The following is an 11,797-nucleotide window of genomic DNA, read 5'->3' on the forward strand; positions in this document are numbered from 1 at the left end:
GCATCGGTATACGGATGAATCAGGAGTGATCCGGTCACGGTTGTCCTGCCGAGAACAAGTCGGCTCACGTCGTCCTGTGAGCGGCTGTCATCCCCGGTCGCCTGTGGTCGAGATGTCGGTTCTCAGGACCCGGCGGAAGACCGGGGTTCCGCTTCCCGCTCCCGTCGCTCGGACCTTGAGGAGGCATTCATGCGCACCCTTCTGTCGCGTGCTCGGCGGCATCACCGGCCCGCTCCGGGAACCGGGCAGCCGGCGACTGGTTCGGATGGCAACCGTGCTCTCCACCGTGGATCACTGCGACCAGCCCAACGCCCTTGTGCGGTACACGACCCACGCCGACGCCGGCCGTGCCGATCGCCGCCGCGGCCACCGCGGCCCCCTCCGTCGCCGCCACCGCCAGCTGTGCAGACCCGGACACGTCCTGTCCCCAGGGGCCGTGGCCATTGGCCCGATCCCCGCCGGATCGGCGAACCGTTCGCCGCCGACCGGTCATTCCACCTCGTACGAGTCACCGCCCAGAGTCCCTCTCCCTTGGAAAGGACACGATGTCTTCCTCCGTCAGCAGACGCCGCCTCCTGCAGGCGGCCGGGGCCACAGCCCTCGCCTCCTCCGCGGGAACCCTGCTCGGCAGTTCCCCCGCCCGGGCAGCGGTCGTGCCACCGGCTCGCGCGGACATCGGGGTGCTGGCGCACCCCTTCGAGTTAGGCCAGGTCCGGCTGACCGCGAGCCGGTGGCTGGACAACCAGAACCGCACCAGCAGCTATCTGCGGTTAGTCGACGTGGACCGCCTGCTCTACGTCTTCCGCGCCAACCACGGCCTGTCGACGGGCGGCGCCGCCGCGAACGGCGGCTGGGACGGGCCGGCGTTCCCCTTCCGCAGCCACATCCAGGGCCACTTCCTCACGGCCTGGGCTCAGCTCTACGCCGTGACCGGGGACACCGTCTGCCGTGACAAGGCGACGTACATGGTGGCGGAACTGGCCAAGTGCCAGGCCAACAACGCCGCCGTCGGCTTCGGCACCGGATACCTCTCCGGCTACCCCGAGTCCGACATCACCGCCCTGGAACAACGCACCCTGAGCAACGGCAACGTGCCGTACTACACGATCCACAAGACCCTGGCCGGCCTGCTGAACGTGTGGCGACACATCGGCAGCGCCCAGGCCCGCAGCGTACTGCTGGCCCTCGCGGGCTGGGTCGACGGGCGCACCGGACGGCTCACCACGGCACAGATGCAGGCGATGCTGGGCACCGAGTTCGGCGGCATGAACGCCGTACTGACCGAACCGCCACGGCGGAGCCGGGATCAGCGACGAGGCACCCGTCGCCGTCTTCGGGTGGAAGTATCCGCGAACATTGGTCATGTCGGGTCCTTACTCGGTGGGACGGGCCGATGCGGTGACGGACCGCCGCAAAGCGGTGGAGTTCACGTTGCGGCCGCCCGAGTCACCGCCCGCCACGTCGTCGTCGACGCGCGGGGCGACACGGCCCCCGGGCGCCCGGGGAGTGGTCGGCAGCACCGGCGCTCTCACACGTCGAGGCAGGTGGTTGGGCCAGGCGTGAGGAGGGGTCGGAATTTCGTTTGACTTCAAACAAGATAGGCGCACTCCCACCCGCGGTCAACACACTCCCGGACCCGAGAGTGACCGCCGCCCTCCGGACGGGCATCCACCGAGACTCCGGTTCTGATGCCGCGCGGCTGCATGAGCCCTGAACGGGGTCGCCTGCACATGCCGCACACCCTCCGGGTGCCGGGGGGTAGTGGGGAGGGCTGCCGAGCATCCGTACACCGAACGACATGCTCTCTGGACGCGACATCGCGGACCACGACGGAGGGGCGGTGAGGAGCCGCGGCTGGGACGGCGGAGACACAGGAGACCGCGCGCATGGACGACTCCGTTTGCATGCGGAGCGCGGCCGCTGACCGGAACGGCGTCTGACCGGCAACAATCGCGTCATCCTGAGAACGCGGTCCGTCGTGCGGCAACCGACGGAACGGCCTCTGGACGCCCGAGCAAGGTCCCGCCGACTGTGGTCTGCCAAGCCGTGAGCCGACGACTCACCTCGCGGGGAGGAGCAGTTCGGCCCAGATGGTCTTCCCCGTGCGCGTGTAGCGCGTGCCCCAGCGTTCGGTGAGCTCGGCGACCATGAACAGACCCCGGCCGCCTTCGTCGAGGACGCGGGCGCGGCGCAGGTGAGGGCTGGTGCTGCTGCCGTCGGAGACCTCGCAGAACAGTGTCTCGTCCTTGATCAGCCGTAGACGGATCGGGCTGTCGGCATACCGGATGGCGTTGGTGACCAACTCGCTGACGACGAGTTCCGCGATGAACGCGGCCTCGTCCAGGTCCCAAGCGGCCAGCCGGCTGCAGACGGATCGGCGTGTCTCGGCGACTACCGCGGGATCAGCAGGTACGTCCCAGGACGCGACGCGGTCTTCGCCGAAAGTCCGGGTGCGGGCCAGGAGCAGGGCGATGTCGTCGGCTCGCGGTTCGGGGGGCAGGGCGTCCAGGACTGTGTCACAGAGTGCTTCCAGCGAGGAGTCGGGCTCGGCGAGCGTGTGGCGCAGTGTGTCGAGCCCGTCATCCAGGTCTCGATCGTCGGCCTTGAGGAGGCCATCGGTGAAGAAGGCCAGAAGGCTCCCTTCGGGCATGGCGACCTCGACCGCCTCGAAGGGCAGGCTGCCCAGGCCGAGCGGGGGGCCGACCGGCACGTCGATGATGCTGCTGGTGCCGTTCGGGTGGATCATGACAGGGGGCGGGTGGCCGGCCCGGGCGAGGGAGCAGGTGCCGGAGACCGGGTCGTAGACCGCGTACAGACAACTGGCACCGATGTCGCTGGGCATCTCGCCGGTGGCACGGATGTCGTGCTCGCCCTCGGCATGGGTGATGATGTCGTCGAGGTGAGTGAGGAGTTCGTCCGGCGACAGTTCGATGTCGGCGAGTGTTCGCACCGCGGTACGGAGCCGCCCCATGGTGGACGAGGCGTTGATGCCATGGCCGACGACGTCTCCGACGACGAGGCCGAGCCGGGCTCCAGGCAGCGGGATCACGTCGAACCAGTCCCCGCCCGCCTGGGACTCGCCTCCGGTCGGCAGGTAGCGTGCGGCTGTCTCCGCAGCCGGATGCACGGTCGGTCCCGGTGGCAGAAGATTGCGCTGCAGCGCCAGTGCGATGCCACGTTCGCGCGTGAACTGGCGGGCATTGTCCAGACAGACCGAGGCCCGCGCGACCAGGTCCTCGGCGATGGTCAGATCGTCGGGGGTGAAGGACTCGCGAGACGCCGCGCATCTGAGGAACATGACCGCGCCCAGGACGGCGCCGTGGGTGCGAACGGGCACCGCGATCAGGGAGTGCGCCCCGCAGGCGCGTGCCTGCGCCGCCTGGATGGGGTCGTCGGCAAACCAACGGGCGACCTCGGGCTCGGTGAGTTGCTGCAGCCCTGGCCGGCCGGTGGACAGACAGCGGGCGATGGGCGAGGAGGCCGGGTGGCGGGTGACCTCGCCCGGTGCAGGATGTTCCCAGGACAAGGGGGAGGCCGCCCGGAGTGCCGCCCGGCACAGCGGAACCGGACCTACGAGGACGGGTGCGGGAACCTGGCCCTGAAAGACGGGTTGCAGTAGGTCGACGCTGACGACATCCGCGAAGCGTGGCACAGCGACGTCAGTCAGCTCACGGGCGGTTTCCACCACGTCCAGGCTGGCACCGATACGCGTTCGGGCCTCGCCAAGCAGCGCCAGTCGCTCCCGGGACTCGTACTGCTGGGAATAGTCATACGCCGACACTCCCGCCCCGCGTACCCGACCGGCTGCGTCCTTGAGCGGGAAGATCTCCAGGGCCCAGGCATGCGCTGTGGACTCACCCGGAAGCCTGACGAAAGGCTCGCTGAACTCGCGCTTGCCGCTCTGAAGCACGCGCTCGATCCGCTGCTGCGTGTCATCGTGCTCGGCACCCCTCAGGAACTCGTTCAGGAACCGGCCCCGGACGTCGGAGTCGGAAAGGCCTGCCGTCCGCCACATGACCTCGTTCCCGATCAGCACGCGTCCCTCGCAGTCGTAGACCGAGAAGGAAAGGGGATGCTGGTCGAACATCCACTGCTTGAGTTGCTCGTCGGCCCCTCCGGCCCCGGGCCCGACCGTGACCAGGAACCCGGCCACCCGCCGGGAGTCCAGCATCTGCGACAGGTGCACCTGGGCGTCCAGCAGGCGGCCGTCACGATGGCGGGGCACCGCGCCGTCGGGTGCGAGCAGGTCGGCCAAAGTCATGCCGATGGCCTCCTCGGGGGCATACCCCCACAGCTCCTGCCCGCCTCTGCTCCAATGGGTCACCCGTCCGGCAGGGTCCGTGACGACGAACGCGGCTGTGTCGGAGAGGACGCCTGCCAGCTCTGGCGGGAGCTTGCCGGGCTGGGGCACTTCGGAGTTCGTCATGCTTCCTGACCTGGTCTGATGCGAAATATTCAACGCTTCGCCTGGGATCTACGATGGTCCGGCGAGGACCGGATGGCAAGGCAAGGCCTGCGCCCGACGATGTCTGCGCCACAGGATCGTGGCCCGGCTCCCCTCCGTGTGCCGCCTGGTAAAGCCTCCGGCGGCGGGTCACGTCGGTTCCCGTGTTCACGGCGCTGGGTACCTTGTTCCACTCCGCGTCGGAGTCCTCGTCGCTCTTTCCCGGCTCGTCGCGCCAGTCCGCGCCCGGCCTGGTAGCGAGCGCTGTCGACCGAACCCGGCCGATCCGGCGCAGAGCCCAGGCAAATGGCGGAGGGAGGATCCGGGCGAGAAACAGCGCCAGCACGTCGTTTTACGAGCCAGAGACGTGCACGTTCATCAGGGCGATGCCCGCAGCACTCACCGTCACCATGGCAATGACCTCAGGCCGGCCCGTGGGAACCAGGTGGGAACGACGGTGCTCCACCCAGGTGGACCCCATGCGCCGGGCGCGGCCGCCCGGCGCATGAAGAAATCGATGACCAGCAGGCCCAGCCAGGCGGTGAGCGGGACTCCCATCAGTTCGGCGATGTAGCTCAGTCTGTCGATCACGTCGAGGAGTGAGAAGAAGAAGGCCGCAAGCCCTGACGGCCGGCTCACCGCCGCACTGGCCTCACAGATCAGCGACGCGTCGTCGGCCCCGCTGGTGGCCTCGGAGCGGGCCGTGCGCGAGCACGGCCTCACGCCCCGCGCCCGCGTCCACCACCTCTCCGTGTACGCCGACGGACCGGTGTGGATGCTGACCGGGCCCATCGCGGCCACCCGGCACGCCTTGGACAGGGCGGGGATGTCGGTCGGTGACATCGACCTGTTCGAGGTGAACGAGGCGTTCGCCTCCGTGGTCCTCGCCTGGCCGCGGAGACCGGCGCCGACCTGGAACGGGTCAACGTCAGCGGCGGCGCCATCGCCCTCGGCCGTCCCATCGGCGCCACCGGCACGCGTCTGATGACCTCGCTACTGGACGAGCCGGAACGCACGGGCGGGCGGTACGGGTTGCAGACCATGTGCGAGGGCGGCGGTCAGGCCAACGTCATCATCGTCGAGCGGCTCTGAACAAGCATCGACCGGTTCGTCACAACCAGCCTCGCTATCAAGGCAGTTGGCCACCCCAGCGTCATCTGGAATTCCATATTCGGTGTTTCCGGAGGGGGTGCAAGCGCGTTCTGCGTGGCTACATTTTGGCATGCATGCAACACCACCACCCCCCATCTCCCCTGGAGACACATCCCCATGCGCAGACTTCTCGCCTGTCTGGCGGCCGCCGCCGCGGCCCTGGGCGGGCTCACGCTGGCCGGCACCCCGGCCGCCGCCGCGGCCTCGGGCAGCTTCAGCGTGCTCACCTACAACGTCGCCGGCCTCCCGGCGGCACTGTCCAGCGCCTCCACCCCACGTGACACCAGCACCACCGAGATCGGCCGGCGCATCGCCCCGTACGACATCGTGAACGTGGAGGAGGACTTCAACTACCACGCCTACCTGTACTCCACCGACACCCACCCCTACCGCACCGCGACCAGCGGTGGAGCCGGCGTCGGCAGCGGCCTCAACACCGTGTCCGACTACGCCTGGGACGGCGACGACTTCGAGCGGGTCCACTGGAACAGCTGCCAGATCGACTCGGGCGACTGCCTGACCCCCAAGGGCTTCACGTTCATGCGCGAGCGCCTGGCCGAGGGCGTCTACGTCGACTTCTACAACCTGCACACCAACGCCGGCACCAACGACGGCGACGAGGCCTCCCGCGCCGACAACCTGAGCCAGCTCACCGCCTTCATCAACACCCACTCCTCGGGCAACGCCGTCGTGGTGATGGGTGACACCAACACCCGTTACACCCGCTCCGCCGACACGATCGGCGAGTTCGCCGCGGCCAACGGTCTCACCGACGCCTGGGTCCAGCTGATCCGCGGCGGCACCCCGCCGGCCAAGGGCAGCGACGCGCTGGTCTGCGACCAGACCGGGGCCACCGTGCCCAACACCTGCGAGGTCGTCGACAAGGTCCTCTACCGCAGCAGCAGACTGGTCAGCCTCAACGCGACGTCGTACAGCAACGAGCACGCCAAGTTCCTCACCGACGACGGGAAGATGCTCTCGGACCACGACCCGATCAGCGTCGGCTTCACCTGGTCACAGAGCCCCGACTACCAGCTGAGCGACCAGTTCGGCGGCCCGCACGGGGACTACTACCAGGACATCGCCCGCGTCCCGGCGGCGGCCCGTGCCACCCAGATCTCGCTGCGCGCCGGCTCCCGCGTCGACCAGGTCGGCATCACCCTGAGCAACGGCACCACGCTCGCCCACGGCGGCACCGGCGGCACGGCGTCCTCGCTGACACTGGGCAGCGGCGAGTACGTGACGACGGCGTACTTGTGCGAGGGCAAGTACAACAGCAGCACGCGCATCTTCTACGCGAAGTTCACCACCAACCTGGGCCGCACCCTCGCCGGTGGTACGACGACCTCGGACTGCGTGACCCGCACCGCCCCGTCGGGCTGGCAGATCGCCGGCTTCCATGGCCGCGCGGGCGACGAGTTGGACAAGGTCGGCTTCATCTACACCAAACGCTGATCACGGCACCGCCCCGCCCGTCGCCGGTGACGGAACCACCGATGGCGTGCGGGGCGCGCGCCTCGCTCCCCCGGGTCACCCGCCCGGCGGCACGGCGGAGCGGGCCGGGCAGGTGGCCCTGCGCGGTGTCCTGACGCGGGGCACGACCGCCGGGTCCGGGCCGGGGCGGCTCGTCACTTGCCGTAGCCGGCCGAAGCGATGTTGGCCTGTACCGAGTTCTCCGTGGCGTCGGACGGATAGCCGGAGGTCATGACGCCTTCGTAGAAGGTGCCGGCGGCTCCGTGGCTGTTGTCGCCGCCGATGCCGAGGATGATGGCGCCCTCCTTCTTCATCGGGTTGTAGCCGGAGACGTTGGGGCGGACTCCGTTGTAGAAGGTGGACAGACCGCCGGACTGGGCGTTGCCGCCGCGGATGGCCCATTTGTTGGGCCCGCCCTTGATGACGGCGGTCAGGTAGCGGTGGCCGATGGTGGGGTCGCCCGCGTTGTAGTGCTGGTTGACGCCGGAGAACAGGCCGTTCTCGAGGTCGGCCATGATCCAGGGGCCGTTGCCGCTGCCGTAGCCCCAGACCTTGATGTTGCCGAAGTAGATGGCCTCCATGGTGCCGTTGCCGTTGTCGTGGCTGTTGGTCTCGGCGTTGCCGTAGTCGAAGCAGCAGCCTCCGTTGTAGTGGGTGCCGTCGAGGACGGCGTACATGCCCTCCGCCTGGTCGCCCTTGGCGATGCCGTTGGTGTTGTTGTCGCGGTATCCGGTGCCGGGGGCCACGTAGACGCCGTAGGCCTTGTGTCCGGCGACCGTGATGGGGGCGGCCGTTGCGCTGGCGAGGTTGTCGTAGCCGCCGGCTGCCGGGCCGGAGAAGCCGCCGGGGGGCGCCTGGGTGAGGCGGTTGTTCCGGCCGGACTGGTCGTAGATGACGGTGATCAGGCAGCTGGTGCCGGCGCAGAATGATTCCTGCGCGGCGGCGTTGGCGACTCCGCCCGCGCTGAGGACGCCGATGTCGCGGGTGGCGTTGTCGGAGGCTCGGCGCACCTGGTAGAGGGGGCCGTTGTAGGAGGCGTAGAGAGCGCGGGTGGTGCTGTGCGCCGCCACGCACGGTGTGCCGCCTGCGGCATAGAGGTCACAGGGCCCCGATCCGGCGGCCTGGGAGGCCGGGGCCGTGGCGGTGAGAGCGCCCATGCCGAGCCCGACCGACACTCCTGTGGCGAGGAGCGCGCGCCGGGAGGGACGTAACCGCTGTCGGATGTTCATGATGTTCATGAGGACTCCTCTGTCGGGTGCGTAAGGGACCGCGGACAGGCGCGGTCCGTGGGCGGGAACCTGTGTCGGGGACCGTCCGAGTCTCTGGCGCGTCCCGGGTTCCGGGTCCTGAAAGCAGTGCGATCCGCGGCCGGGTTCCACGGGACGGCGTCGCCTCGCACTGACCGAGGCAGCCCGGACGGCCGGACACCGTGGTGAGCGCCCGCGCCCTTGACGGGCCCCGGCCCGGATGCCGGGCATGGCACTACACCGCTCCGTCATCGGGCCGGCGTCAGCGGTAGCCGGTGGAGACGAGGTTGGCCTGAACGGCGTTCTCGGTCGCGTCGGAGGGATAGCCCGAGACGATGGCTCCCTCGTAGAACGTGCCGGCGCTGAGGTTGGTGTTGCCGTTGCAACAGTCGCCCCCGCTGCCGAGAATGATCGCCCCCTGCTTCTTCATCGGGTTGTAGCCGCTCGGCAGGGACCCGGCATAGAGCGTGGTCAGGGTCCCGGACTGCGCGTTGCCGCCCTTCATCGCGAACCGCGAGGTCCCGTTGTTCTTCAGCGTCGCGGTGACGAACTTGCTGGTGAAGGCACGCTGGTTCGGGTTCCAGGCGGTACTGCCGCCGGGAAAGAGCCCATACTCGAGGTCTGCCTGCACCCAGGGCCCCGATCCGGAACAGCCACCGAACCAGCATGACTTGCTGAAGTTGATCGCGTCCATGGCTCCTGGGCCGTCGGCCTTCCGCGTCGTCTCGCTGTTGCCGTAGTCGAAGCAGCAGCCGCTGTTCACGTGCACCCCGCTGGTCACCATGTACATGCCTTCGGGACTGCTTCCGGTGGGGACGCCGGTCAGATGTCCGTCGCGCCAGTAGCTGTTTCCGGCGTTGATGTAGAGCGAGTAGGCCTTGGCGCCGCCGACCGTCAGCGACTCGCTGGTCGCCCTCGCGGCGGTGTCGGAGCCACCGATCCCGCCAGGTCCCTGGTAGCCCAGTTTGTTGCCATGCCCGGACTGGTCGTAGACCCAGGTGATGACACAGGTGGTGCCGGCGCAGAAGGAGTCCTGGGCCGCGGTGTCGGCGACCCCGCCCGCCGACACGACCCGTATGTCCTTGGTCGCGTTGTCGGAAGAGCGCCTGACCTGGTACAGGGCGCCGTTGTACGAGGCGTAGAGGGCCCGCACGGTGCTGTGTGCAGCGACGCACGGTGTCCCGCCAGCGGCGTAGAGGTCGCAGGGGCCCGCACCGGCCGCCAACGCCGGCATCGCCCATGTCAGCGCCGCCAGCACCACGGCGAGGGCCATGACCAGGCGTACAGCGGCGTTCACCAGGACAGGTCGCGCACGGGGAAGACGGACCGGCGAGGGGGTGTACGAGGGGGGCATCGGTTCACTCCTTCTGGATTCGCTCGGCGTGCTGGCCGATCGGTGCGGCGTGCCGGTGTTCAGCCGTCGAGGCGGCGTCGTACCTGTCGGTCCGCCCGCATGGGCGGAGTGCCGAACGGCGCGGTGGGCTCGGGCGGTCTCCGGACGCGATGAGGCGGCACCGGAAATCCGGCCTGTGGTGCCTGTGCGGTGACCGCCCCGGGCGTCGGACGGAGACCGGCCCGCCGACGACTCGAGGGACGGAGATTTAGATCATGCGCATGACATTCCTGAGCCATTGCGCCCCTCTCTGGGGTGGTCAATGCCTGGCATCGCGTTGCGCGTTCCGAGCGGGCCGTCCGGTGCGGCGGGGCCGCGTGAAAGGACCGATGACGTGCGGCCCGCGCCCGCGCACTGCCGTTCCGGGTCAGGGCCGCCGAACCACCGAAGGCTCATCCGAAATACCGAACATTGCTCGGTAATTCGGACTCTCTGGATGATAGGAAGCCCGCGACAACCGTCAATACCTACGGCGCGAATCCCTGGAGCCCGTGTGGCAAACCGGAATGGCCCGACTCCGTGGTGGGCCCGTATGTGAGGTCTACGCGGCGTCGGATCGCTTCCGTCGACCGCCGGTCGGACAGAGCGGACAGGAACGGCGGCACACAAGACGACGGCCGGCGGGCGGGAGAGAAGCCGGGCCGGCCGTCACGCGGGTACCGGCCGAAGGAAACCCTCATGGTGCCGAGGTGTGTCCGCGCCCGCACGCACATGGGCGGGCGCGCCGACGTCGGAGACCGCGCGCAGGACCGGGTCGTCCGACCGGCCCGCGGTCTCCGACGGTTGCCGCCACCGACCCTCGTTCGTGGCGGCGGGGGTACGGAAGCCGGCCGCCCCCGGCGGGCGGACCGGCTTCCGGGGCTGTCGCGTCCCGCTCGGCCGCGGTTTCGGCCACGTCAGCGCGGCCCCTCGCGGGCGAACGCGACCGTGGTCGCCTGGCCGACTCCCCGGCCGGCGCCGGTCACCGACACCGACCGGCCCGCGAGTCGCCCCGCGCTCAGGTGTGCAAGCCGCGCAGAAGCGTGGGCGCCTTGACCCCGATACCGGCCGCGGGGGCGTCCAGCAGGCCGATCTGGGTGAGTACCGAGGCGTGGTCCCACATCAGGTGCTCGTACTTGATCAGGTCTCCCTCGAAGCCGACCACGACGTTCATCACCACCTCCACCGGCTTGCCGGTCGGGGGGACACCCGGGATCTTCCAGGGCATCTCGCGATCATGGGTGAACCGGAAGATGAACTCGTCCCAGATGTGGTTGTCGTCCATCACCCGGGTGGTCGGCTCCTGTTCGACGTCGGCCGGGACGTTCGGCAGGAACCATTGCGAGTAGAACTTGTAGACCTCGTCCCGGCCGTTGAGCAACTGGCCGAGCGGCGCACAGTAGATGTACGGGTCGTCGCACATCGTCGCGATGGCCGCGTCGGGGTCGTGGAGAGCGAACTCGGCGTAGCCGTGTCGCTCCCAGACCTCCACCATGTGACGCTGCCGGTCGTTGGCCGGTTCGAACATCGTGTCCTCCTGTCGTCGTTGAGCGGGCGGAACCCGGACAGCAAACGGCGAGAACAGGACAGGCGCCACTCTTCCGGCCCGTTGAGTGGACCGGCAGCGTCGATTCAGTCGGCCTGGTACTCGAAGGCCCCGTCGACGAGGATCATCTCGGTGACCGAGTGCCGTTGCCGGATCGCGACGGCCTTCTGGTACTCCGGCGAGTGGTAGAACGCCAACGCGGCTTCCTTCGAGGGGAACTCCTGGATGAAGTAGGCGCCCTCCCGCGGCTCACCTTCGAGCACCTCGGCCACCACGCCCTGCGCGAGGTGGTTGTGCGGGTGGTCGGCGACGACCTGGAGGTAGGCCTCGACGTACTCCTGCATCCCACGCTTGGACTCCTCGCTGGAGTCCTTGAGGTAGCTGCGGGCGATGATGTAAGCGGGCATCGACACGACCTTCCCGTGCAGCGACCGCCGCGTTGCGGTCCTGGTGGGGAGATTGAAGTATCCGGCATCGCGATCGACCAGCGCCCTGGTCCGCTCAATGGACTCCGGCGCCGGGGTGTCGTCGGCCGGCTCGGCCCGGGTCGTGGCCGGAGCCGT

General features: G+C 69.1%; 5 protein-coding genes and 5 pseudogenes. 3 read left to right on the forward strand and 7 right to left on the reverse strand.

From position 1 onward, the window contains the following. Positions 1-545 precede the first annotated feature (545 nt). Positions 546-1,313, forward strand: a pseudogene (locus tag ACFWPS_RS25405) (beta-L-arabinofuranosidase domain-containing protein); the annotation flags it as partial. Here the strand turns inward: ACFWPS_RS25405 and ACFWPS_RS25410 are convergent. The 3 genes and pseudogenes from ACFWPS_RS25410 to ACFWPS_RS25420 all read right to left on the reverse strand — a co-directional run. Beyond that, positions 1,284-1,364, reverse strand: a pseudogene (locus tag ACFWPS_RS25410) (acetoacetate decarboxylase); the annotation flags it as partial. The pseudogenes ACFWPS_RS25405 and ACFWPS_RS25410 overlap by 30 nt on opposite strands. Before the next feature lie 695 nt (positions 1,365-2,059). Continuing rightward, positions 2,060-4,426 carry a SpoIIE family protein phosphatase gene (locus ACFWPS_RS25415; protein ID WP_383708463.1) on the reverse strand — a complete coding sequence of 789 codons (2,367 nt, stop codon included), beginning with the start codon at positions 4,424-4,426 and terminating at the stop codon, positions 2,060-2,062. A 423-nt stretch (positions 4,427-4,849) separates the two neighbouring features. Continuing rightward, a complete protein-coding gene (locus tag ACFWPS_RS25420; protein WP_383708464.1) occupies positions 4,850-5,035 on the reverse strand; it encodes a hypothetical protein in 186 nt (61 codons plus the stop codon). Positions 5,036-5,072: 37 nt separating this feature from the next. Between ACFWPS_RS25420 and ACFWPS_RS25425 the strand changes: the two are divergent. Then, positions 5,073-5,536 (forward strand): annotated as a pseudogene (locus ACFWPS_RS25425) (acetyl-CoA C-acetyltransferase); the annotation flags it as partial. A gap of 177 nt (positions 5,537-5,713) precedes the next feature. Next, entirely contained in the window at positions 5,714-7,051 is a 1,338-nt protein-coding gene (locus tag ACFWPS_RS25430; RefSeq protein WP_383708465.1) for a jacalin-like lectin, read from the forward strand. A gap of 182 nt (positions 7,052-7,233) precedes the next feature. Here ACFWPS_RS25430 and ACFWPS_RS25435 read toward each other — a convergent pair. The 4 genes and pseudogenes from ACFWPS_RS25435 to ACFWPS_RS25450 all read right to left on the reverse strand — a co-directional run. Next, positions 7,234-8,298 (reverse strand): annotated as a pseudogene (locus ACFWPS_RS25435) (arabinofuranosidase catalytic domain-containing protein); the annotation flags it as partial. A 280-nt stretch (positions 8,299-8,578) separates the two neighbouring features. Further along, a pseudogene (locus tag ACFWPS_RS25440) lies at positions 8,579-9,532 on the reverse strand (arabinofuranosidase catalytic domain-containing protein); the annotation flags it as partial. Between the two features lie 1,174 nt (positions 9,533-10,706). Beyond that, positions 10,707-11,216 carry a nuclear transport factor 2 family protein gene (locus tag ACFWPS_RS25445; RefSeq protein ID WP_383708466.1) on the reverse strand — a complete coding sequence of 170 codons (510 nt, stop codon included), beginning with the start codon at positions 11,214-11,216 and terminating at the stop codon, positions 10,707-10,709. A 104-nt stretch (positions 11,217-11,320) separates the two neighbouring features. Further along, positions 11,321-11,641 carry a DUF1330 domain-containing protein gene (locus ACFWPS_RS25450; protein ID WP_383708467.1) on the reverse strand — a complete coding sequence of 107 codons (321 nt, stop codon included), beginning with the start codon at positions 11,639-11,641 and terminating at the stop codon, positions 11,321-11,323. Between the last annotated feature and the right edge of the window lie 156 nt (positions 11,642-11,797).

Origin of the sequence: Streptomyces sp. NPDC058457, assembly GCF_042720695.1 — a bacterium.
GTDB lineage: Bacteria > Actinomycetota > Actinomycetes > Streptomycetales > Streptomycetaceae > Streptomyces.

Bases quoted from the DNA above. Each gene is read 5' to 3' on its own strand.
- ACFWPS_RS25415 (WP_383708463.1), bottom strand. From the start codon at position 4,426: ATGACGAACTCCGAAGTGCCCCAGCCCGGCAAGCTCCCGCCAGAGCTG.
- ACFWPS_RS25430 (WP_383708465.1), top strand. From the start codon at position 5,714: ATGCGCAGACTTCTCGCCTGTCTGGCGGCCGCCGCCGCGGCCCTGGGC.
- ACFWPS_RS25445 (WP_383708466.1), bottom strand. From the start codon at position 11,216: ATGTTCGAACCGGCCAACGACCGGCAGCGTCACATGGTGGAGGTCTGG.
- ACFWPS_RS25450 (WP_383708467.1), bottom strand. From the start codon at position 11,641: ATGCCCGCTTACATCATCGCCCGCAGCTACCTCAAGGACTCCAGCGAG.